At 64.9% G+C, this 23,166-nt stretch carries 20 protein-coding genes; 14 read left to right on the top strand and 6 right to left on the bottom strand.

Annotated features, from left to right (window positions below; genetic code table 11):
* Positions 1-33 precede the first annotated feature (33 nt).
* From NCT05_RS32780 to NCT05_RS32770, 3 genes are all read right to left on the bottom strand, one after another.
* Positions 34-1,410: an FAD-binding oxidoreductase gene (locus tag NCT05_RS32780; protein WP_250504209.1), complete on the bottom strand. Its 1,377-nt coding sequence runs from the start codon at positions 1,408-1,410 to the stop codon at positions 34-36.
* Positions 1,403-1,867 (bottom strand): VOC family protein, encoded by a 465-nt coding sequence (locus NCT05_RS32775; protein WP_250504208.1) that lies wholly within the window; start codon positions 1,865-1,867, stop codon positions 1,403-1,405. The genes NCT05_RS32780 and NCT05_RS32775 overlap by 8 nt, the downstream gene beginning before the upstream one ends.
* A 158-nt stretch (positions 1,868-2,025) precedes the next feature.
* Positions 2,026-3,057, bottom strand: a complete 1,032-nt coding sequence (locus NCT05_RS32770) for an AraC family transcriptional regulator (RefSeq protein WP_250504207.1) — start codon at positions 3,055-3,057, stop codon at positions 2,026-2,028.
* Between the two features lie 375 nt (positions 3,058-3,432).
* On the opposite strand from NCT05_RS32770, the gene NCT05_RS32765 reads away from it, so the two are divergent.
* The 7 genes from NCT05_RS32765 (at position 3,433) to NCT05_RS32735 (ending at position 10,187) form a co-directional block, all read left to right on the top strand.
* A complete protein-coding gene (locus tag NCT05_RS32765) occupies positions 3,433-4,182 on the top strand; it encodes an electron transfer flavoprotein subunit beta/FixA family protein (protein WP_250504206.1) in 750 nt (249 codons plus the stop codon).
* 1 nt (position 4,183) lies between these two features.
* Positions 4,184-5,113, top strand: a complete 930-nt coding sequence (locus NCT05_RS32760) for an electron transfer flavoprotein subunit alpha/FixB family protein (RefSeq protein ID WP_250504205.1) — start codon at positions 4,184-4,186, stop codon at positions 5,111-5,113.
* Positions 5,114-5,166: 53 nt separating this feature from the next.
* Positions 5,167-5,901 carry an SDR family NAD(P)-dependent oxidoreductase gene (locus NCT05_RS32755; RefSeq protein ID WP_250504204.1) on the top strand — a complete coding sequence of 245 codons (735 nt, stop codon included), beginning with the start codon at positions 5,167-5,169 and terminating at the stop codon, positions 5,899-5,901.
* Between the two features lie 53 nt (positions 5,902-5,954).
* Positions 5,955-7,226 carry an acyl-CoA dehydrogenase family protein gene (locus NCT05_RS32750; RefSeq protein ID WP_250504203.1) on the top strand — a complete coding sequence of 424 codons (1,272 nt, stop codon included), beginning with the start codon at positions 5,955-5,957 and terminating at the stop codon, positions 7,224-7,226.
* A 62-nt stretch (positions 7,227-7,288) separates the two neighbouring features.
* A complete protein-coding gene (locus NCT05_RS32745) occupies positions 7,289-8,527 on the top strand; it encodes an NAD(P)/FAD-dependent oxidoreductase (RefSeq protein WP_250504202.1) in 1,239 nt (412 codons plus the stop codon).
* Between the two features lie 80 nt (positions 8,528-8,607).
* Positions 8,608-9,774, top strand: coding sequence for a thiolase family protein (locus NCT05_RS32740; protein WP_250504201.1), 1,167 nt, complete (start codon positions 8,608-8,610; stop codon positions 9,772-9,774).
* Positions 9,771-10,187: a Zn-ribbon domain-containing OB-fold protein gene (locus NCT05_RS32735; protein ID WP_250504200.1), complete on the top strand. Its 417-nt coding sequence runs from the start codon at positions 9,771-9,773 to the stop codon at positions 10,185-10,187. Before NCT05_RS32740 ends, NCT05_RS32735 begins: the two co-directional genes overlap by 4 nt.
* 95 nt (positions 10,188-10,282) lie before the next feature.
* On the opposite strand, the gene NCT05_RS32730 is transcribed toward NCT05_RS32735, so the two are convergent.
* On the bottom strand, positions 10,283-11,218 hold the full coding sequence (locus NCT05_RS32730; protein ID WP_250504199.1) for a flavin reductase: 936 nt from the start codon (positions 11,216-11,218) through the stop codon (positions 10,283-10,285).
* 43 nt (positions 11,219-11,261) lie between these two features.
* Positions 11,262-12,392: an amidohydrolase family protein gene (locus tag NCT05_RS32725; RefSeq protein ID WP_250504198.1), complete on the bottom strand. Its 1,131-nt coding sequence runs from the start codon at positions 12,390-12,392 to the stop codon at positions 11,262-11,264.
* A 531-nt stretch (positions 12,393-12,923) separates the two neighbouring features.
* Here NCT05_RS32725 and NCT05_RS32720 point away from each other — a divergent pair.
* From NCT05_RS32720 to NCT05_RS32690, 7 genes are all read left to right on the top strand, one after another.
* The gene (locus NCT05_RS32720) at positions 12,924-13,835 is read left to right on the top strand and encodes an SDR family oxidoreductase (RefSeq protein ID WP_250504197.1); all 912 of its coding nucleotides are present in this window, start codon (positions 12,924-12,926) and stop codon (positions 13,833-13,835) included.
* 11 nt (positions 13,836-13,846) lie between these two features.
* The gene (locus NCT05_RS32715) at positions 13,847-14,740 is read left to right on the top strand and encodes a MaoC/PaaZ C-terminal domain-containing protein (RefSeq protein ID WP_250504196.1); all 894 of its coding nucleotides are present in this window, start codon (positions 13,847-13,849) and stop codon (positions 14,738-14,740) included.
* A 1-nt stretch (position 14,741) separates the two neighbouring features.
* On the top strand, positions 14,742-16,238 hold the full coding sequence (locus tag NCT05_RS32710) for a hydroxymethylglutaryl-CoA synthase family protein (RefSeq protein ID WP_250504195.1): 1,497 nt from the start codon (positions 14,742-14,744) through the stop codon (positions 16,236-16,238).
* A gap of 12 nt (positions 16,239-16,250) precedes the next feature.
* Positions 16,251-17,456 (top strand): acetyl-CoA acetyltransferase, encoded by a 1,206-nt coding sequence (locus NCT05_RS32705; protein WP_250504194.1) that lies wholly within the window; start codon positions 16,251-16,253, stop codon positions 17,454-17,456.
* 97 nt (positions 17,457-17,553) lie between these two features.
* Positions 17,554-18,726 (top strand): iron-containing alcohol dehydrogenase, encoded by a 1,173-nt coding sequence (locus NCT05_RS32700; protein WP_250504193.1) that lies wholly within the window; start codon positions 17,554-17,556, stop codon positions 18,724-18,726.
* 73 nt (positions 18,727-18,799) lie between these two features.
* Positions 18,800-19,927, top strand: coding sequence for an alcohol dehydrogenase catalytic domain-containing protein (locus NCT05_RS32695; protein ID WP_250504192.1), 1,128 nt, complete (start codon positions 18,800-18,802; stop codon positions 19,925-19,927).
* A 55-nt stretch (positions 19,928-19,982) separates the two neighbouring features.
* Positions 19,983-21,476: an aldehyde dehydrogenase gene (locus NCT05_RS32690; protein ID WP_250504191.1), complete on the top strand. Its 1,494-nt coding sequence runs from the start codon at positions 19,983-19,985 to the stop codon at positions 21,474-21,476.
* Between the two features lie 125 nt (positions 21,477-21,601).
* Here NCT05_RS32690 and NCT05_RS32685 read toward each other — a convergent pair whose 3' ends face one another.
* Positions 21,602-23,032, bottom strand: coding sequence for an aromatic ring-hydroxylating oxygenase subunit alpha (locus NCT05_RS32685; RefSeq protein WP_250504190.1), 1,431 nt, complete (start codon positions 23,030-23,032; stop codon positions 21,602-21,604).
* Positions 23,033-23,166 lie beyond the last annotated feature (134 nt).

Genomic DNA, 23,166 nt, shown 5'->3' with positions numbered 1-23,166 from the left:
AAAGCCTGGCGCGTGAACGTGTGTTCGTGCGGCTCAGAAAAGCACATCGCGATTGAGCAGGCGCCGGGGGTCGAGCGCGCCGCGCGCGGTGCGCATGAGGTGCATGGCGCCCGGCGAGACATGTTCGGGCAGAAACGCGCGCTTGAACTGGCCGATGCCGTGCTCCGCCGTCAAGGCGCCCTCGAAGTCGCGCACCACCTCGAAGACGCAGCGCTCGACGTTCGATTCCTCCTGCACCGTGTTCGCGCCGACGTGAACGGCCAGATGCAGATTGTTGTCGCCGAGATGCCCGAATGCCGCGGTGCGTAGGACGCTATAACGCTCGCGCAAGCGGGCGCGCGCCGCCTCGATGAACGCTTCCGCGCGGCGCACGTCGACGCTGATATCGAAGCTCACGAAAGGGCTCATTTCGCGCACGATCACCTCAGCGCCTTCACGCACGCGCCATAGCTCCTGAATCTGGCGTTGCGAGGTCGCGCAGACGGCATCGGCGATGACGCCGTCCGTGAGCGCCTGCTCGATGAATGTCATGAACAACTGCTCATCGATTGCATCGTGATAACCCATGCACTCGATCAGCACGTAATAGGGCTGATCCGGCGCGACGGGCGCGCGTCCCGATCCGCTTTCGGCCATCAGCGCGTAATAGTCCTGCCACATGACTTCGAAAGCGGACAGCGTCGGCAGCGTGCGCGCGGCTTGCAGCAGACGGAGCACCGCATCGAAATTCGGCAGCGACGCATACGCGACGAACTGCGTGCGCGGAGCGGCAACGAGTTTGAGCACGGCGCGCGTCACCACGCCGAGCGTGCCTTCGGTGCCGATAAAAAACTGTTTGATGTCGTAACCCGTGTTGTTCTTGAGAAGCCGGTTCATGGCCGTCACGACGGTGCCGTCCGCGAGCACGGCTTCCAGTCCGAGCACATTGCTGCGCGTCATGCCCCAGCGCACCACGCGATTGCCGCCCGCGTTGGTGGCGATCGTGCCGCCGATCGTCGCGCTCCCTTTGGCGCCCAGATCGACCGGGTAAAAGAGGCCCTGGTCGGCGGCGGCATTTTGCAGCGCTTCCAGCGTGATACCAGCCTCTACGACGGCCACCTGGGCCACCGGATCGATCTCCTCGATACGTGTCATCCGTTCGAGCGACATGATGATCTCGTCTTCCGCCGCATACGCGCCGCCCGACACGCCGGTGCGTCCGCCTTGCGTGACCACGCGTTGGCCGTTCTCGTGGCAGTACCGCATAACCTTGCTGAGTTCGTCGACATTGGCCGGCCGCGCGAGTACCCGCGCGCGCGGCGGCACCTGACGAAACGGGTCGCAGGAGCGCATCGCCAGATCGTCGCCGGTTACGAGCCCACGATCGCCGACGATGGCGCGCAAGCCTTCGATCGGTCTGGATTCAGCCATGAACGGGCGCCCCGGCGCGGCGAGTCTGGATCAATTCGATCGCGTAGCCATCCGGGTCCTTCACGAATGCGAGCTGCGGCGCACCGGCAAGCAGCACCTTGGGCGGCGTGACCTGGGTGCCGCCATATTCCACGAGGCGCTCGAACATCTGCGCGACGTCGGGCACGCCAATGGCGACGTGGCCGTATCCGGAGCCATGCGTATAGTCCTCGCCCTGATCCCAGTTGTAGGTCAGCTCCAGCGCAGCAGGGCCGTCGCGATAGCCGGAAAAAGACAGGAACAGGATGGAAAAGCGTCCCGTCTCGAAGTCGTAGCGGTCGAGCAGCTTCATGCCGAGGCCGTCGACGTAGAAGCGCAGCGCGTTATCGACATTGCGCACGCGAATCATGCTGTGCAGAAAGCGCGGCTTTTCCTCGACGTCGCCCCACGCCCACATCGAATCAATCGTGTTTTCCATTTGCGGCATCCTGTTCGGTTGGTGTCGAACACGCGTGGCGCGTGGCGCGCACACGGGCAGCGTTCGCCGAGGCAATGTAGCGGGGACGGGCACTGCGTGGTTGACCGCCGCTGAAAGCCGGCTTGTCGCCGCACGCAGGCGGCGAGTGCGCCCGCCAATCAGGCTGAAAGCGCTACCGGCTCAAGCGCTTCCGGATGGCTGACGAGTACCTGCGAAGCGTTGTTTTCCGTGCCGTACTTCGAGCGATATTCCATCGGCGTACAACCGTAGCTGGCCTTGAACATACGGCTGAAGTGAGCCGCGCTCTTGAAGCCCATCATGTAGGCGACCGTCTTGACGGAGTCGTCGCGCGACCACGGCGACACGAGACAATCGCGTGCCTTGCTCAGACGGTTCTTCCACAACAATTCGGAGAACGAGGTGCCATTCGCCTTGAGCAGATAGCCGAGATAGCGCGGCGAAATCTTGCATCGCTCGGCGACCTTGAAGTACGAGATATCGGAATCGTAGAGATTCATCAGAATATAGTTTTCGATATCCGCCAGCCGCTGCTCCGCCACGCTATAGCGGCGCGGCGGACTCTTTCTGCGGCACCCGATGCAATCCAGCACGGCTTCGAGAAGGCTGCCCGCGAGCGACTTGGCCAGCTCAGGCTGATTCTCGTTGCCCAGTTCGTCCACCATGAGACTGAGCAGGCGCTCCACGACGCGGCCTTCATGCGTCTGAAAGCTGAACGGTTCGAAAAACTGGTCGGCGTTATGCAGATAGCCCTGGAAGATATCCGACGGCACCAGCACGGCGATGGCCTCGGACTTCGATTCCGCGTCGACCTTCAGGTTGGCGCGAAACGGCGTGCTGGTGTCGACGATGCCCGCATGGCCCGCCTGGATCGTGCACGCGCTCTGCGAACGGTCGATCGTAAGAGTGCCGCGCTGCACGAACCAGATGACCCGCAGTCCGGTCTTGTTGTTGCGGATATGCGCCCAGGTGCGCTCATAGCCGACGCGCTTGCTGTTCGAGATATGCGTGACCGAGATCGGGTTCGCCATGACTTTGACCATCCGCAGCGTGCCGTGACCACCCGGTTCGATATCCAGCGTGCCGTCATAGAACTCGCGCGAAACCATTGAAGCGTAGGCGTTGCCGATGTCGGTTGAAGCCAGGCTGGCGGTGTCGAACAGCATCTTCATCGTTTGTCTCCAGGTTGCCGGGTGTCTGCGCACCCGCGTTCTGCTTCTTACATTTCGATGTACGTATTGTCGGGTCACGCGTACCCGTGATGGCGTGCGCAGTTCATGACCATAGTGTGGCGCAGGCGATCCACATCTGCGCGTCTGCTCGTGCAGTGGATTTTTTCTGCGTCGGCAATGACATGGTCTTCATCATCGGATCAGCGGGTCGTCCCACCGGTCGCTTTCTAGTTCGCCAATCTCGCTGCACGCACGGGCAAGAAGCGATTCATGCGGGGCCAAGTGTGGCCGCCACGACGGCGCTAGACTGCTTCCCATTCGATCGCAGGCGGCAAGCTCGCCTGGCTTCACGGTTATTTCATCGTTGGAGATCACATGAAAGTTCTGGTAGCGGTCAAGCGTGTCGTCGACTACAACGTGAAGGTTCACGTCAAGGCCGACGGTTCCGCCGTGGAAACCGCCAACGTCAAGATGAGCATGAATCCGTTCGACGAGATCGCTGTCGAAGAGGCCGTGCGCATGAAGGAGCGCGGCGACGCGAGCGAGGTCGTCGCGGTCAGTTGCGGGGTCGCCGCGTGCCAGGAGACCTTGCGCAACGCCATGGCGATCGGCGCCGATCGCGGCATTCTGGTGGAATCGAACGAGGAACTGCAGCCGCTCGCGGTGGCGCGGCTGCTCGAGGCGATCGTCGAACGGGAACAACCCCAGCTTGTCCTGCTCGGCAAGCAGGCCATCGACGACGATTGCAACCAGACCGGTCAGATGCTCGGCGCTTTGCTCGACTGGGGCCAGGCGACCTTCGCCGGCAAGCTTGAAATCGACGGGCAGAACGTGACGGTGGTGCGCGAAGTCGACGGCGGACTCGAAACGCTTGCGCTCCCGCTGCCGGCCGTGGTTACGGTCGATTTGCGGCTCAACGAGCCGCGCTACGTGACCTTGCCGAGCATCATGAAAGCCAAAAAGAAGCCACTCGACACGCTCGCGCCGGTCGCGCTGGGTGTGGACGTCGCACCGCGCATTCAGACACTGAAGGTCAGCGAACCGCCGAAGCGGCCCGCCGGCATCAAGGTGCCCGACGTGCCCGCGTTGGTGGCGAAACTCAAGAACGAAGCGAGGGTGATCTGATATGAGCGCGTTGGTGATAGCGGAACACGAACACGGCGTCATCAAGGTCGCCACGCGCAGCGCGGTGAGTGCCGCTGCGCAGTGCGGCGGCGAGGTCGAAGTGCTGATCGTCGGCCATGGTGCACAGCAGGCGGCGCAGCAGGCCGCGCGGATCGCGGGCGTCGCGAAAGTGATTCACGCGGACGCGCCGCATTTGGAGGCCCAAACGGCGGAGAACGTCGCAGCTCAGGTGCTCGAACTGGCGGGGCGTTACACCCACATCGTCTTTGCGGCGACCGCGTACGGCAAGAATGTCGCGCCACGGGTCGCGGCGAGACTCGGCGTAGGGCAATTGAGCGACGTGATCCGCGTTCAGACCGCCGATACTTTCGAGCGCCCGATCTACGCGGGCAATGCGATCGCGACGCAACGCAGTCATGACGCCATCAAGGTGATGACGGTACGCACCACGGCTTTCGAGGCGGCGCCGGAGACGGCCAATGCGCCGATCGAAACGGTCGAGCCGGCGGCCGATACAGGCAAGAGCCAGCTCGTCGGCCGCGAGTTCACGAAGTGCGACCGGCCCGAACTGGCGGCCGCCGATGTAATCGTATCGGGCGGCCGCGCAATGGGCTCGGCGGAGAAGTTCAACGCAGTCCTCGCTCCGCTTGCCGACAAACTCGGCGCAGCGCTGGGTGCAAGCCGCGCCGCGGTCGACTCGGGCTACGCGCCCAACGACTGGCAGGTGGGCCAGACCGGCAAGATCGTCGCCCCGGCGCTTTACGTGGCCTGCGGTATCAGCGGCGCGATCCAGCATCTGGCAGGTATGAAGGATAGCAAAGTGATTGTTGCGATCAACAAGGACCCGGAAGCGCCCATCTTTAGCGTGGCGGACTATGGGCTCGAGGCGGACCTGTTCACCGCCATTCCGGCGCTTTGCCAGGCGCTCTGAAAACGGCGGGCGTGCCGCCGGCACGCTCTATTGCGCACTCGCGGGGAGATCAAATGGATTTGCTGCAAATGGCCGGGAAAACGGCTTTGGTGGTTGGCGGTTCGAGCGGCATCGGCAACGGTATCGCGCAGATGTATCGCAAGCACGGCGCGAGCGTGCACGTGTGCGGCACGCGCCCAGGCGCGCAGGATTACGCGGACGAACCGGGCTCCGACCTGACCGGCCTCGCGTACACGCAACTGGACGTGAGCGACGCCGACGCCATCGAAGCATGGCAGGCGCCGTTCGAGCGGCTCGACGTGCTCGTGCTCGCGCAGGGCGCGGTGGTCTACCGCCGCAAGGAGTTCGAGATGCCGACCTTTCGCCACGTGCTGGACGTGAACCTCACGAGCGTGATGCATCTGTCGACCAGGTTCTTTCCATTGCTCAAGGAACACAAGGGAACGGTCATCGTCATCAGCTCGATTGGCGCCTTCAAGTCGGTGATCGGCAATCCGGCTTACGCGGCATCCAAGGCCGGGGTGTTCGGCCTGACCCGCACGCTGGGCGATGCGTGGGGGCGCGATGGCGTGCGCGTCAACGGCATCGCGCCGGGCATGATCGCCACGAAAATGACGCGTGTGACGACGGAGCATCCGGACCGCCTGAAAGAAGCGCTCGAGACCATTTCGCTCGGACGCCTTGGCTTGCCGGAGGACATCGCTCACATGGCGCTGTTTCTGGCTTCGCCGATGGCGAGTTATGTCACGGGCCAGACGATGGTGGTGGACGGCGGGCGCATTCTGTAGACGGCATCCGCTGCCGGGATAACGATGACTTCTTTGAACGATCAGGATACGAAATGAGTTGGGATTTCGAAACGGACCCGGATTTTCAGCGCGAGTTGGACTGGATCGCTCGCTTCGTGGAAGACGAGGTCGAGCCGCTCGATCATGTGCTCGGTAGTCCATGGGACATTCATGCGCCCGGTGTCAAGACGCTGGTGAGACCGCTGCAACGCCTCGTCAAGGAGCGGCGCCTGTGGGCCTGTCATCTTGGGCCTGAACTGGGCGGCCGCGGCTATGGGCAGGTGAAGCTGGCGTTGATCAACGAGATACTCGGACGCTCGGAGTTCGGGCCGATCGTGTTTGGCTGTCAGGCGCCGGACTCGGGCAATAGCGAAATTCTCGCGCACTACGGCACGCCGCAGCAGAAGCAGCGTTATCTGACGCCGCTGCTCGCAAACGAAGTCGTTTCCTGCTTTGCGATGACCGAACCCCAGGGCGGCGCGGACCCGCAGGTCTTCACCACGCGCGCCGTGCGCGACGACGCGGGCTGGGTCATCACAGGCCAGAAATGGTTCGCCTCGAATGCGCGCTATGCGTCGTTCTTCATCGTCATGGCCGTCACCGATCCGTCGAAGTCGGTCTACGAAGGTACCTCGATGTTCATCGTGCCTGCCGATACGCCGGGCCTGCGGATCGTGCGCAACGCAGGCTGTGGCGACGAAATCGAAACGCACGCCTATCTCTCGTTCGACGATGTGCGGGTGGGCGCCGACAGCCTGCTCGGCCCCGAAGGCGGCGCGTTCGAGGTGGCTCAGGTGCGCCTGGGCGGCGGACGTGTGCACCATGCGATGCGCGTGATCGGCCAGGCGAGCCGCGCGCTCGACGCGATGTGCGAGCGCGCATTATCGCGCCATACGCAAGGCTCGCGCCTCAGCGAAAAGCAGATGGTGCAGGAGCGCATCGCCGATTCGTGGATCGAGCTGGAGCAGTTCAGGCTGCTCGTGATGCGCACGGCGTGGCGCATCGACAAGTATCGCGAATACCGCAAGGTCCGCAAGGACATCGCGGCGGTGAAGGCTGTGATGCCGAAGGTGCTGCACGACGTGGCCGCGCGGGCATTGCAGATTCACGGCTCGATTGGGGCCTGCAATGAAATGCCGTTCGCGGGCTGGGTGAACCGGTCGTTCCAGCTGGGTCTCGCCGACGGACCGACCGAAGTGCACAAGATCACCGTGGCCAAACAACTGCTGCGCGGATACGCGCCCAGCGAGGCGCTGTTTCCGTCCTATCACCGGCCCACGGCCGAAGCGGCGGCACGCGAAAAGTTCAGGGCGAAGCTTGGTTAGAGCGGGTTACCGCGGTGCCGATTCGGCGGCAGCGCGGGCGGCCATGACGCAACGGGGTGACGATGAAGTACGACGTTCTGATTGTGGGAGCCGGGCACGGCGGCGCGCAGGCGGCCGTCGCGCTGCGGCAGCGCGGCTTCGCGGGCAGTATCGCGGTCGTGGGCGAGGAGCCGGAGTTGCCCTATGAGCGCCCGCCGCTCAGCAAGGACTATCTGGCCGGGGAAAAAACCTTCGAGCGTCTGCTGATCCGTCAGCCCGCCTTCTGGCAGGAACGGGGTGTCGACATACTGACGCGGCGCCGCGTGACCGACGTCGATGCCGACGCGCATCGCGTCACCACCGCCGGGGGAGAAACGATCGGCTACGGGCAACTGATCTGGGCGACGGGTGGACATGCACGCAAGCTCGGCTGCGCCGGCGCGAATGTCGCCGGCATTCACGCGGTCCGTACTCGCAGCGACGTCGATCGCATCGTGCAGGAACTCGGTGCAGTGCGGCACGTGGTGGTGATCGGTGGTGGCTATATCGGGCTGGAGTCGGCGGCGGTGCTGGCCGGTCCTGGCCGCAAGGTGACCGTGCTGGAGGCGCTCGAGCGAGTGCTGGCGCGCGTGGCGGGGCCGGCGCTGTCGCGTTTTTACGAAGCCGAACATCGCGCCCAGGGGGTGGACGTGCGGCTGGGCGCGGCCGTGCAGGGCATCGAGGAAGTGGACGGACGCGCGTCCGGCGTGCGGCTGGCTAGTGGCGAAGTGATTCCCGCCGACATGATCATTGTCGGTATCGGCATCGTGCCCGCGGTCGAAGCGCTGCAGGCGGCGGGCGCCGAGGTGAGCAACGGCGTGATGGTCGACGGGCACGCGCGCACCACGCTGCCGGATGTGTTCGCGATCGGCGACTGCGCGCTGCATCGCAATGCCTACGCGGACGACCGGCCGATCCGGCTGGAGTCGGTGCAGAACGCGCATGACATGGCCGCGGTCGTCGCCTCGGTCATCACCGGCAAGCCGGAACGCTACGATGCGGTGCCGTGGTTCTGGTCCAATCAATATGATTTGTGTCTGCAAACGGTGGGCTTGTCGACGGGCTACGACGAAGAGATCGTACGCGGCGATCCGGCCACGCGCCGGTTTTCCGTGGTCTACCTGAAGCAGGGGCGGGTTATTGCGCTCGACTGTGTGAATTCGACCCGCGATTATGTGCAGGGCCGTGCGCTGGTGGTTGCGCGTGCAACGCTACCGGTGAAGGAACTTGCCGACGCGGCCATCGCGTTGAAGGAGCTGGCCGCGTTGTCGGCATCAGCGTAAGCACATGTAAGCGCACCGGCCCGGGTAGAGCGTGCGAAGCAGCGCATGGCAGAGGCGAACGCGCGCAAAGGACCCCTCTCATGGAACGAGTTGCGATTGCGGCAACCTGCGAGTTGAAGCCGGGGCGCTACCCCGATAAAACGCCGCTGGATCTCTACGCATGGCTGCTGCGCGAGGCGATCGCGCAGTGGAACCTGCGCCCGGGCGATATCGACGGGCTGTTCTGTACGCCCGGTGGCATCGCGCTGGGCGAAATCGATATTACCGTGCACGAAAAGCTCACGGACAGGCTCGGCGTAAAGCTGCGCGTGTCGGAGGCGATCTACGCCGGCGGCGCAAGTTTCAACATCATGGTTCACCGCGCCTACGCGCTGATACGCGCTGGCCTGGCCTCCAGCATCCTCTGCATGGGGACCGGAAAATTCCGCAAGGTCGGCGCGGGTGGCGCCGAGATTCAGGCGAAACTCGCGAGCGATCCGTCCTTCGAGTTTCCATATGGCACCTATATCGTGCCGAATTACGCGCTCGCGGCATCGCAATACATGGCCGAAACCGGCACACCACGCGAAGCGCTCGCGCACGTCGCGGTCGCCGCGCGGCAGTGGGCGCTGCGCAATCCCGCCGCAGTGATGCATACCAAAGGGCCCGTCAGCGTTGCCGACGTGCTCGCGTCGCGCCCCATCTCGACGCCGTTCAATCTGCTGGACTGCTCGTTGCCGTGCGAGGGCGGCGGCGCGGTGCTGGTCGCGCGCGAAGATATCGCGCGGCGCATCGCGCGCTGTCCCGCATGGATTCTCGGCGTGAGCGAATTGCACGCCACCGGCACCATCAGTCAGCACGAAACGCTCGCCCATTCGGGCGCGCGCGAGACTGGCGCCGAAGTCTTCGCGATGTCGCGCATGACGCCTCGCGATATCGACGTCATACAGGCATACGACGCGTTCAGCTTTTGCCCGCTCATGGTGCTCGACGATCTCGGCTTCGGCCGCGACGAGGGCGGCGCGGCCGGTCTGGCGATGAGCGGCGCATTCGAGCCGGGCGGCCGTCTGCCGCTCAACACGTTTGGCGGCTTGCTCTCCTACGGCCACACCGGCGAGGCCGCCGGCATGTCGTTGCTGGTGGAAGGCGCGCGCCAGGTCATGCAGGAGGCCGGCCCGACGCAGACCAAAGCGTCGACGGCGCTGGTGCACTGCTATGGCGGCATGTTCTCTGAACATTCAACCTTGATACTGAGCCGAGAGATATGACCGACAAACCCGTGCCGACGATCAACGATCTGGCCGCGCCGTTCTGGCAAGGCACCGCCGCGCGCGAATTGCGGGTTTTGCGCTGCCGCCGCTGCGATCATCATTTTCTCTACGCGCATGAGTGGTGTCCGCGCTGCTGGGCGCCCGAGCCGCAGTGGGTGGCGACGGCAGGCCTCGGCACCGTGGTGGCGGCCACCGTCGTCCACCAGGCGCCTTATGCCGCATTCGCCCCCGACGTGCCTTATGTGGTCGCCATCGTCAGGCTGGACGAAGGCCCGCGCATGATGGCGAATATCGTCACGCGCGCGCCCGGGCGCGTGCACATTGGGCTGCGCGTCGAAGTCGACTTCGAGATGAGAGGCGAGGTCGCGCTGGCGCAGTTTCGTCCGGCCAATGCCGTTGCGATGGAATGAACGGCAATGCGTTGAATAAGATGGCAACGCATGCGCAGTGCGCGAGCCGAAGCGGCAAGCTCCGGCCCGCTTCGCGGTGAGCGGGGCGCGGCGGTCTAGTCGAACAGCGCCGGCATGTCGGCCGAGCTTCGTTCGATCAGCGTGCGCAAGAAGCGCTTGCCGATCGCCAGCTCATCCTGATCGAAACCTTCGAGCAGGTCTTCTTCCATCGCACGGGAGCGGCTCAGGATCGCGATGAACACCTCGCGCCCGGTCGCGGAGAGGTGCCACGTTTGCTCCGGCCCAGACTCGATCCATCCGCGTGCCGCAAGATCGCGGAAGATCTCGGCATCCGGCGCCTGGCCGGTGTGCGCGAGTCGGCGCATCAGCTCAGCGGCGCTGGCGCGGCCGATCATGCTGAGCATGCCGAGCGTCGCGTAGTGCGGCTCGGCGATACCCAGCTCGGCGCAGTATTTGCGCACCGGCGAGGACACCAGCACATGGGCGCGGCTCAGCAAATAGGGCAGGAAATTGTCGGTATAGCGATTGTTTCCGGCCCCGGCTTCTGGCGCGGCGTCCTGCTCGCGAACCCGCGTGAAGCGCCCCTGATGAAAGATCAGCGGCCGCTTGTCGCTCTTCGCGAAGTTGAGGACGCGGCCAACGAAGATCACGTGATCGCCGCCTTCGTACTGGTAGGTCGTCTCGCATTCGAAATGCGCGGCGCACTCGGGGAGTAGCGGCACTTCACCCACGCCTGCACCGGCCTTCACGCCGGCGAATTTGTCTTCGCCGCGAGACGCAAAGCGATGGGCGAGCTCCTGCTGCTCGCAGGCGAGAATGTGGATGGCGAAATGCGCCGACTGCTGGAACGCCTGCATCGAGCGCGAGGTCTTCGCGAGCGACCACAAGACCAGCGGCGGGTCCAGCGAGACGGAGTTATAGCTGTTGGCGGTGACACCGACGGGTTGCCCCTGCGCGTCGCGCGTCGTCACGATTGTCACACCCGTCGCGAAGCGGCCGAGTGCATCCCGGAAATGAGTGGCTTCGAACATGTTTCCTCCAGGTGCCGGTTCCCCGGCACGCCGGTTGGCTGAGTTACAGGGCGGGCGGCTCGAAGCCGAACACGCGCGCCGCGTTCAGGCCGAGAATCTTCGCCCGGGTTGCTTCGTCGACCCGGTCGAGGAAGGTGCGCTCGATGGCTTCAGCGGAATGCGGCCAGGTGCCCTCGTGATGCGGATAATCGTTGGCCCACATCAGGTTGTCGCCCAGGTTGTACGGCTCGCAGAGAATCATCGCGGCGCTGTCCTCGGCGATGGTCGAGAAGCAGTTGCTGCGGTAGTAGTCGCTCGGCATGTTTTTGAGCTTTGGGCGCACCCAGAAGTGGTGCTTGCGGTAGGCCTCATCCATCTGATCGAGCATCCAGGGCACCCAGCCGCCGTTGGCCTCGACCGTGCCGGCACGCAGCTTCGGAAAGCGCTCGAACACGCCGGAGGCGCACATGGCCACGATCGGCTCCATGGTGGGCGCGTTGGCGTGCACGACATAGTTGATGATCGCCCCGCCGGCGCCGCTAGCGGTACGCGGGTCCATGCCGGTCGCGACGTGATAGCAGATCGACAGGCCGTGGTCCTGCAGGGCGGCCCACAGCGGGTCGAACTTCGCATCGTTGTAGCCTTGCTGGCCTGGCTGGATCGGCCCGAACGTCGGGCGAAGCGGCAGGATCACCGAGTTGTAGCCCAGCTTTGCGACGCGTTCGATTTCCGCGAGCGTCAGTTCGAGATCGGCGGGCACGAGCGCGGCGACCGGCTTGCAACGGTTCAGATGCGGGCGGCAGGTCTCGATCGCCCAGTCGTTCCAGATCTGTGCCTGGGCATGGGCGAAACGCGCGTCGGGCGACGACCAGAGCAGCAGGGCCGGGCCGTTCGGAAAGATGATTTCGGCGTCCACGCCGTCCATCTCCTGATCGGCGATGCGCGGAAGCCCGGTTTTCTCCTTATCCCACTCGGACATGTCCAGCGTGATCGGCGCGCCGCCCGATTTCGTGCGCAGCAGGTCTTCGCCTTCCATCGTCGGCTCCATGATGCTGCTCGGTCTGGACCCTTCCACGATGATGTATTTCTTGCCGTCGCGCACTTCGATGCGCGGCAGGCGGTCCTTGAACTCGTCCGCGATCCGCTCCTTGAAGATCTTCGGCGGTGGCGAGAGATGCGTGTCGGTCGAGACCATGAAGTATTTTTTCGGCGCGCCGGCGCGCGTGTCGCGCGCCCATCCAAGCGGGCCGGGGGTCTTCGTTCGCCATTCGTTCTCAGGATTGACGATTACGTCAGCACGCGTAGCCATTTCAGTTCTCCCTTCGTCAATATATGCGTCGTGGCCGCGGCAGGCACGCGCGGCTTCAGCAGGCCCGGGTGGGCATTACGGTGCACCCATTGTCATCGGCGACGTGCTGGTCCAAGGCTCCCAGCATGCATGCGGCCTTGCCTCGCGGGGCAAGGTGAGGCTGCGCCGCGGCAACGCGGGCATGTTGTCGGATCAAACGCGCTCATGTCCTCGCGTAGGCGATTTGCACGCGAGTTCCACCTCAAGCAAGTCCGATTGCACGCTCAAGGCCTGGCGCGCGGCCTGGCGCGCGCACCATTTCATCCACCGGGTTAGCTGAGCACACGACAGGCAGCCGCCGGTGCCGCGTGCCCGAACGACAACGCGCGAAAACGTGCAATCACGCACGTGAATGCGCGACACGTGAAAAGGAAGAGCATGTCCATACTGAAAGACAAGGTGATCGCCGTCACTGGCGCAGGCAACGGCATCGGCCGTGCAATCGCGCTGCTGTGCGCCGGCCAGGGCGCGAAGGTCGTCGTCAACGACTATGGCGTGAGCGCGGAAGGCGACGGCAACGATGCCACGCCGGCGCAAAAGGTGGCTGGCGAAATTCATGAGGCGGGCGGCAACGCCGTGGCGAACATCGCGAATATTGCCGATCCGCAGCAGGCGGCATCGATCGTTGACGACGCAATCAGGGCGTTCGGGCGCATCGACGGCGTGGTGAATTGCGCCGGCATTCTGCGCGACCGCATCTTCCACAAGATGAGCGTGGTGGATTGGGACGCGGTGGTGAATGTCAACCTGAACGGCTATTTCTACGTCGCGAAGGCGGCGGCGAATCATTTCCGCGAGCAGGGTTCGGGCGCCTTCGTGCATTTCACGTCGGCCTCGGGGGTCATCGGCAACTTCGGCCAGGCAAACTATTCGTCCGCGAAGATGGGCGTCGTCGGCCTGTCGAATTCGATCGCGCTCGACATGCAGCGCTTTGGCGTGCGCTCGAACAGCATCCTGCCGTTCGCCTGGAGCCGCATGACGGCCACCATTCCGACCGACACCGAAGAGGGCCGGGCCCGCGTCGAACGGGTCAAGCAGATGACGCCGGAGAAGATCGCGCCGCTCGTGGCCTATCTGCTGAGCGATAAGGCCGACGGCGTCACGGGCCAGATCTTCGCGGTGCGTAAGGACGAGATTTTCCTGATGCGCCGCCCGGAGATTCAGCGCTCGATGCATCGTGACGGCGGCTGGAGCGTCGATACGATCGAGCAGGAGCTGATGCCGGCGCTCAGGCCGAGCATGGGTCCGCTGCAGCGGTCGTCGGATGTCTGGTCGTGGGACCCGATGTAAAGGCGCGCACCATGGCTCTCGACTACGACATGCTGATGGGCCTCGCGCCCTTCACCGCGCAGCAGAACTACGACGCGCGCGACACCATGCTCTACGCGCTCGGGCTGGGGGTCGGCCAGGCGGCAGTGGACAACGCCGCGCATCTGCGCTTCGTCTACGAAAAAGACCTGCAGGCGCTGCCGACCATGGCGGGCGTCCTTGCTTATCCGGGCATGTGGGTGACGCAACCGCAGTACGGCATCGACTGGCGCAAGGTCCTTCATGCCGAGCAGTCGACCGAACTGCTCAAGCCTTTGCCGAGTAGCGGATCGGTGCGCTCCGAAACGAAGATCGACGCGATCCACGACAAGGGCGCGGCGAAAGGCGCGCTCCTCTATCAAACGCGCACCGTATTCGATGCGCACAGCGGCGAGGTGATCGCCCGCATCCGCCAAGGATTGTTCCTGCGCGGCAATGGCGGCTTCAGCGGCGTGTCCGGAGACAAATCGGGCAGCCACTCGTCCGGCGCCGCGCCGGTGCCGCACGCCACGCCCGAACGCACGGCCGAGCTCATTTTCTCCGTGCCGACGCGCCCCGAACAGGCGCTTCTCTACCGCCTGTCGGGCGATATCAATCCGCTCCATGCGGACCCCGAGGTGGCGCGATCCGTGGGCTTCGACAAGCCGATTCTGCACGGCATGGCGACTTACGGCATCGCGGCGTGGGCTGCGCTCACCGCCTTTTGCGAGGGCGATTCGAGGCGCCTGAAGCGGTTCGATGCGCGTTTTTCCAGTCCGGTTTTTCCCGGGGAGAAGCTACGCGTCGAAATGTGGCGCGAAGGGCGCGGGCGTGCGGCGCTGCAAGTGCGCGTGAGCGGGCGCGAAGAGATCGTTTTGAAGAACGGCTGGGTTGAGTTCGAGGACTGACATGACAGGCATCAAGGCGTTTGGCGGCTACGTGCCGCGCTATCGGCTTTCACGGGCCGCGATCTTCGCGGCGAACGGCTGGTTCGCGGCGGGATTGAAGGGACTCGCGCGCGGCGAACGCGCCATGGGAAGTTGGGATGAAGACACGATCACGATGGCGGTCGAAGCCGCGCGCGACTGTCTGGGCGAACGCGCGCGCGAAGCGGTCGGCCGCCTCACGCTGGCGTCGACGACGTTGCCTTTTGCGGACCGGCAAAACTCGACGGTCGTCAAGGAGGCGCTCAACCTGCCTGATGGCATCGCGGCGTTCGATATCGCCGGCAGTCAGCGCGCGGGGACCTCGGCGTTGCTCGACGCGCTGCAGGCCGGCGTCGGCAGCGACCGGGACCTGCTCTGCGTCGCCGCCGAGCGCCCGAAAAGCCGGCCGGGTTCCGAGGGCGAAATGACGAATGCGGACGCGGCAGCCGCGCTGCTGGTCGGCAAGGACGAACTGGCAGCGGTCTTTCTCGGCGGCCATAGCGTGACGGTCGATTTCGTCGACCGCTTTCGCGAGTCAGGCGAGGCGTTCGACTATAGCTGGGAGGCGCGCTGGATTCGCGAGGAGGGTTACGGCGCCATCGTCCCTGAAGCGATTGCCGTGGCGCTCGCCAAAACACGCTTGACGGCCGCCCAGATCGATCGCTTCATTCTTGCCTCGCCGATGGCGGGCGTCAGCGCGAGCGTGGCGAAGAAGGCGGGCATTCGCGCCGAGGCCGTCGTCGACACGCTGGGCGGCGTGCTCGGTCACGCGGGGGCGGCCCAGCCGCTCGTTCTGCTTTCGCACACGCTCGAACGTGCCGCGCCTGGCGAGACGATCCTGTTGGCGGGCTTCGGCAACGGCTGCGATGTCATTGTGCTGCGCACGACCGGCCTGATCGACGCCGCACGTCCGCGCCGCGGGATCACGGGCCATCTCGCCGATCGCAAGCCGATCGAGAACTACATGCAATATCTCGCCTTCGCGGGCTTGCTCGAACTCGAGAAAGGCATGCGTGCCGAGCTCGATCAGAAGCCGGTGCTGAGCGCCCTGTATCGGGAGCGCAAGACGGTGCTAGGCCTCGTCGGCGGCAAGTGCCGCGAAACCGGCACGGTGCAGTTTCCGAAGAGCCCGCTGAGCGTGGCGACCGGCGTGCGCGCGCTCAACACGCAGGACGACTATCCGCTCGCGGAACGGCCGGCCCGCATCATCAGCTATACCGCCGACAACCTGACCTTCACGCCGCATCCGCCGAGCTTTTATGGCGGCGTCGAATTCGACGGCGGCGGCAGGATGATGGCCGAGTTCGTCGATCTCGATGAAGCGGGGGTGGAAGTCGGCATGCCGGTGCACATGGTGTTTCGCATCAAGGCCACCGACGAGCGCCGCCACTTCACCAAATACTTCTGGAAGGCCGCGCCGGAACGGGGCACGACGCTGAACGCGGCGACCGCCGCGGCGGCAGTGGCCGCTGTGGATTAAGGAGAGCAGATCATGGCAAGTGGAATCAAGGACAAAGTCGCCATTCTCGGCATGGGCTGCGCGCGTTTTGGCGAGCGTTACGCGGATGGCGTCGAAGAACTCGCGCTGGAGGCGTTCAACGAAGCGCTCGCGGACGCCGGGATCGACGTGACGCAGATCGGCGCCGCGTGGCTTGGCGTGGGTTTCGACGCGATGAGCGTCGGCCCCTCGGGCATCCCGCTCGCGATGGCGCTGCGGCTGCCGGGCATCCCCGTCACCAAGGTCGAGAACTATTGTGCTTCGGGATCCGAAGCGCTGCGCGGCGCGGCGTACGCGGTGGCATCGGGTGCCTGCGATATCGCGCTCGCGTTCGGACTCGAAAAGCTCAAGGACACCGGCTACGGCGGCCTGCCCGTGCGCACGCGCGGCACCACTTACGACATGGTCGGCGTGGTGGGTTCCGCGCCGGGCATGTTTGCGCAGATCGCTTCGGCCTATCGCGCGAAGCACGGCATTCAGTACGGCGATCTCAAGCGCGCGATCGCGCATGTGTCGGTCAAGAGCCACGACAACGGCGCGCGCAACCCGAAGGCGCACCTCAGAAAGCGTGTCACCGAAGAGCAGGTCATGAACGCGCCGATGATCGCGGACCCGCTGGGACTGTTCGATTGTTGCGGCGTGTCCGACGGCGCGGCCTGCGCGATCGTGACCACGCCTGAAATCGCACGTGCGCTCGGCAAGCGCGACCTGGTGTCGATCAAGGCGATGGCGCTCTCGACCTCGAATGGCTGGGAGTTGCAGGGTGCGGGTTGGGACGGCAGCTACTTTCATACCACCCGCATCGCCGCGCGCGCGGCCTACGCGGAGGCCGGGATCGCCAACCCGCGCAAGGAGCTGGACCTGCTCGAAGTGCACGACTGCTTCTCCGTGACCGAACTGGTGACCATGGAGGATCTTGGCGTGAGCGCCGAGGGCGGCGCGGTGCGCGACGTGCTCGACGGGGTGTTCGACGCCGACGGTGAGTTGCCCTGCCAGATCGACGGCGGACTCAAATGCTTCGGACACCCGATCGGTGCGTCGGGCTTGCGCATGATCTACGAGAACTACCTGCAGATTCTGGGCCGCGCGGGCGAGCGCCAGCGTCAGGATAATCCGGTGCTCGGGCTTTCGCACAATCTGGGCGGCATGCCGAATCAGAACGTCAGTGCTGTCGTCATCGTTGGCGCGCATGGCACCTGACGCGCGCCAGGCGCTGTGTCTACGCCGCGGTCCCGACGGCGCAATCGCGGTACTTGCGGTTCTCGGGCCATCACGACTATCAGGAGGTTGACCGACGATGCCAACGATCCATTTCGCCGCCTGGCAGGATCGAATCATTGACGACGCGGCGCCGGCCGCGCTCGCGAAAGAGTTCGAGCGCCGACACGCACGCCGGGCATATGTCCTGATGCCCGAGCCGCTGCATCGCGACCGCGATTTTTTCGGTTCGCTGCAAGCCGCGCTGAGCGAGCGTATCGTCGGCGTCTATTCGTCGCTGCCGCAGCATTCGCCGTTGCCCGATGTGTTCAACGCGGCGCGCGAAGCGCGTGAGCTGGACTGCGACGTGCTGGTGAGCATCGGCGGCGGCTCGAATATCGACGCGGCCAAGCTGGTGCAGTACTGCCTGAGCGCAGGGGAATTCGAGCTGGACGCCGTGCTCGCCACGCGCGCCGACAAGACGCGCGCGTCACGTCCGGGCAGCGCGAGCGGCGTGCGCCACATCTGCGTGCCGACGACGCTCTCCGGCGCCGAGTTCACATGGTTCGCGGGCGGCCGCAATCCGCGCACCATGCTGAAGGAGGCATTCGCCGTTCCCGAACTGCTCCCGCGCACGCTGGTTCTCGACGCGCAGCTCGCCACTCGCACGCCGTCATCGCTATGGCTTTCCAGCGGCGTGCGCGCGATCGACCATGCCGTTGAGGCGTTGTGCTCGGGCCGCAATCATGTGCTTGGGCAGACACTGGCGCTGGAGGGTATCGCGCGCATGCGGGCGGGCCTGTCAGGCACTCATCGCGATCCTTTGGATTGCGATTCGCGCCGCATGAGCCAATATGCCGGCTGGTTCTGCTCGACCGGTCTCATGACCGGCGTGCCCATGGGCGCCAGCCACGCGATCGGCCATGTGATCGGCAGCCTCTACGACGTGCCGCACGGCTTCACGAGCTGCGTGGCGCTGCCCGCCGTCATGCGCTTCAACTACGACGCCGCACCCGAGGCATTCACGCCGATCGCGCGGGCGCTCGGTGGCAGCAAAGGCCATGAGGCGCCCGATTTGATGCGCGAGTTCATCGCCAGCCTCGGCTTGCCTGTGACGATGAGGGAAGTCGGCGTTGACCGTGCCGCGATCGGGCCGATTGCCGAAGGCACGCTGCACGAGGCGTGGGCTCGCACGAATCCGCGTCCGCTGACCCATGCCGACGAGGTCGCGGCGATCCTGGAGAGGATGTTCGAGGCCGATCGCGTCCAGTGAGCATTTCATGCAAAGCCGCATGCCGTTGCGCGGCGGGCGGGTATCCACCACACAACCAAGGAGGAGCGACTGAATGAACGAACGTCACGAGCACATTCATGGGCCGGGTTGTGGCCACGACATTCCGGACACGATGCAGGCCTGCCAATACCGCGGCAAGCGCGTGCCGCTGGAAGTCGCGACCGTGGCCGTGCCGCAGATCGGCCCGGACGAGGCGCTGGTGCGCGTCGTGGCCTCGGGCGTCTGCCGCAGCGACTGGCATCTGTGGAACGGCGACTGGGGGTGGCTAGGGCTCGACCTGCCCGATCACGCGGTGCTCGGGCACGAGATCGGCGGGCAGATCGTCAAAACGGGCAGCGCGGTCAAGCATGTTGAACCGGGCTTGCGCGTGACGATTCCGTTCAATTTCGGCTGCGGAAATTGCGAGTATTGCCGCCAGGGTGCGCAGCATCTCTGCGCGGCGCAGATGAACCCGCTATCGGTTGCGGGTGCGGGCGGCTGGCAGCAATACATCCGCGTGCCCAATGCCGACCTGAACTGCGTGCCGCTGCCGCAGGGCGTGGACGAACTCACGGCCGCCGCGCTCGGCTGCCGCTACATGACCGCATGGCGCGGCGTGGCGGATCGCGCGAAGGTGCGCGGCGGCGAATTTGTCGCCGTACTGGGATGCGGCGGCGTTGGCCTCGCGGCGGTCCAGATCGCCACTGCACTGGGGGGACGGGCGATCGCCGTCGATATCGACGACGGCAAGCTCGCACTCGCCCGCCAGAACGGCGCGGTCGCGACGGTGAACGCGCGCGGCCTGTCTCCTGACGAGGTGGGCGCGGCGGTCCAGCAGGCCACGGGCGGGCACGGCGCCGAAGTGGCGATCGATGCGCTGGGCGGCAGCAAGGCCAGTCTCGGCGGCCTGTTTTCGCTGCGCAAGGGGGGCCGGCTGGTCCAGATCGGTCTGACCGGCGCCGAGGACAAAGGCACGGTTGGTTTGCCGTTGGACCTGCTGGTGCTGAAGGAACTCTCGATCATCGGTTCCCAAGGCAATCCTCAATCGGCTTACCCGCACCTGCTCGGCCTCGTGGCGTCGGGCCGGCTTACGCCGAAGTCGCTGGTCAGCCGCGAGATCGCGCTCGACGAAGTGCAGAGCGTGCTTGACGACATGGACCAGTACAAGACTAGCGGCTACGTGATCATCACAAAGTTCTGATTCATCGACGGACGTGGCGGCACCCGAAAGCCGCCGCACGGAACAGGAGAACGACATGACCGAAGCGACCTCGACCCGCGACCAGCTACCGTACGGCAACGCGGATCGTTTCTTTATCGGCGGTGAGTGGGTTCGTCCGTCCAGCGACGCGACGATTGAGGTGATCGCTCCGGCGACGGAGCTGCGTTACGCGCGCGTCGCCGAAGCGCAGGAAGCCGACGTGCAACGCGCCGTTGCGGCGGCGCGCAAGGCCTTCGACCACGGGCCGTGGCCGTTCATGAGCCACGCTGAACGCGCGGACTATCTGCGCGCGATCGGACAGGCGCTGCGCGAGCGGGCCGGCGACGTCGCCGAAGTCTGGAGCCACGAAGTCGGCATTCTGCATAGCCTCGCGCAGCTCTATACGTCGGCGGCGAGCGACTTCTTCGACCACTACGCGGGCCTCGCCGACACGTTTCAGTGGGAGGAGCGCCATCATCCGGCCGCCGGCGGCGCAATCGGCCTCCTCGCGCGCGAGCCGGTGGGCGTGGTGGGCGCGATCATTCCCTGGAACGCGCCCATCATGATGGTCGTCCACAAGGTGGCGCCGGCATTGCTGGCGGGCTGCACCGTCGTGCTGAAGGCCTCGCCGGAAGCGCCGGGCGCGGCCTATATCATCGCTGAAATCGCCCAGAAGGTCGGGCTGCCACCCGGCGTGCTCAATGTGATCACGGCGGACCGTGGCGTGTCGGAGGCGTTGGTGCGCGACCCCGGTGTCGACAAGATCAGCTTCACCGGTTCGTCGGCCGTGGGGCGGCGGATCGCGTCGATTCTCGGCGACCGGATCGGGCGCTATACGCTGGAACTCGGCGGCAAATCCGCCGCGGTCGTTCTCGACGACTACGATGTCGGCCAGGCCGCCGAAGCGATTGCGGGACCGGCCTGCATCATGTCAGGGCAGGCGTGCTCGTCGCTCACGCGCATTGTCGTCACCCGCAAGCGCCACGATCAACTCGTCGAGGCGCTCGCGTCTGGCTTCGGCAAGATGAGGCCGGGTGATCCGTTCGATCCCGCCTCGCAGCTCGGACCGGTCGCCATGCGCCGCCAGCGCGACCGCATCGAGAGCCTCGTCGCCAAGGGCAAGGAGGAGGGTGCGACGCTTGCGGCGGGCGGCAGCCGGCCTGCGCACCTGGAGCGCGGCTTCTACGTCGCGCCGACTGTGTTCGGCAACGTCGATAACCATTCGACGCTCGGGCGCGAGGAAATCTTCGGCCCGGTGCTGAGCGTCATTCCCGCCGACGACGAAGCGCACGCGATCGAGATCGCCAACGACACGGTGTACGGGCTGAACAACTCCGTCTTCACGCACGATCCGGACCGCGCGTATGCCGTCGCGCGCCGCCTGCGTTCGGGCACGGTCGGCCACAACGTGTTTCGCTCGGACTTCTCGATCTGCTTCGGCGGCTTCAAGCAGTCGGGTATTGGCCGCGAGGGCGGCGTGGAAGGCCTGCTGCCGTATCTCGAAGCGAAGGCGATCATCCTCGACGCGCTGCCTGCACACGTGAAATAAGCTCGGATCGACGCCGGACTTGCGCTGCATGTCCGGCGTTGTCATTTCTCTGCGATACGCCCTCGAGTTTCAAAAAACGGCGCTTCATGTGAAGCGCCGTTTGTCGTTGAAGGGGTCGTCCCGCTTTACTTGTGCCCTCGCATGTACTGGTAATACTCATCGTAGAACTGACGAATGCGGATTTCCTGGTCGCTGAACACGCCGCCCTTAAAGCCGCGCGACTGCATGCCGCTTTGCAGGCGGGGCAGCAGCACGCGGTCCTGCGAGATCACGGGGCCGGTTGCGTCGATGTCGTCGTCGGCCAGCCAGGTGCGAGGTAGTACAGTCTTGCCGCTCATATCCGCGTTCTCGACGGCCATGAACGACGGCAGCTCCTTGATGCCCTGAATGGCGTAGACCTGCGCCTGATAGATGCACTTCTGCGGATCGCCGCTCGGGTGCGGACGCCAGTGCTGAATGAAGAAGCCTTCGGGATGCAGGAAGGTCTCGGTGCTCGGAAAGAAGCCCACGCCCCAGTCGTCGATCAGTTGCCCTTCGCTGAACTTGCTGTAGTCGACCGGGTAGTCCTTGTTCGCCTTCTTCGCGTTGATGATGGCCTGCGGCACGTCCTGCCAGTGCGCGGGGAAATCGGCTTCCGCCACGCCCGCCTCGCGCAGGAAGATCTTGTGTTCTTCGGCCAGACCGGGCTGCAACTGATCGGCCACATGCGGGGTGGGCGTCATGAACTGGTAAATGCTGCGCCCGTGCCCGTTCTCGTACAGATCGTGCTGCGCGTGATAGGCGTTCACCGCCGGATTCAGCTGAGGGTGCGTGGCCTGAACGTGGTAGCCCTCGTTGAACGCTTCGTGCGCGGCCTTCCAGTTGACGGGCCATTCCTGCACGATGTCGCGGATCCGAACCACGCGCTCGAAATCGTAGGCCTTGAGCAGCGTGTCGAGCTCGTCGCCGATATATTCCGCGAGCGGCACGGCATCGGGATTCATGTTGACGAAGACCCAGCCGCGCCAGGTCTCAACGCGCACCTTCGGGATGTTCAGATCGTGGCAGATCGCCTTGGTGCGGAAGGTCTCGCGATCGGTGATTTTCAGCAGATCGCCCTTGTTGGAAAACTCCCAGCGGTGAAACGGACACACCAGCTTTTTCGTCTTGCCGAAATCCTGCAAGACCAGCTTCGTGCCGCGATGCTGGCAGACGTTATAGAAGGCGACGATCGCATCGCCCTCGCCACGGGTGACGAGAATCGATTCATGGCCGATGTCGACCTTCATGAAACTGTTTTCGGTCGGAATATCGTTCAGGTGCCCGACCATGTGCCAGGTTCTGGCGAACAGCTTTTCCCACTCCTGATCCGCGATCTCGCGCGACCAGTAGCCTTCCTTATCAGTATGGCGCGCGGAGCTGTAGTCCTTGACCAGCGCCGCCTTATAGAGCTTGCGCGTGTCTTTCCAGTCCGGCACACGATAGCCGAGCCGGGACGGCTCATAGTCGATGGGGTGATGCGGGTCCGCGTAGTCGATTGCGGATGCCGTGCTGTCGAGGTTCGTGTTCGTCTCCATATCCAATCCCTAAGGTAGGTTCGTGGCTTTTTATACTGCACGCGCAATGGCCGGCGTTTGATGCACATGCAGCGCCGATTGATTGAGGCCGCAGGCGGGGTGAGAGCGACAGGCGAGGCGCGCACCGGTCGCCT

Source organism: Caballeronia sp. AZ7_KS35, assembly GCF_023631045.1.
GTDB lineage: Bacteria > Pseudomonadota > Gammaproteobacteria > Burkholderiales > Burkholderiaceae > Caballeronia > Caballeronia zhejiangensis.
This window is presented reverse-complemented; position numbering and strand designations above follow the sequence as displayed.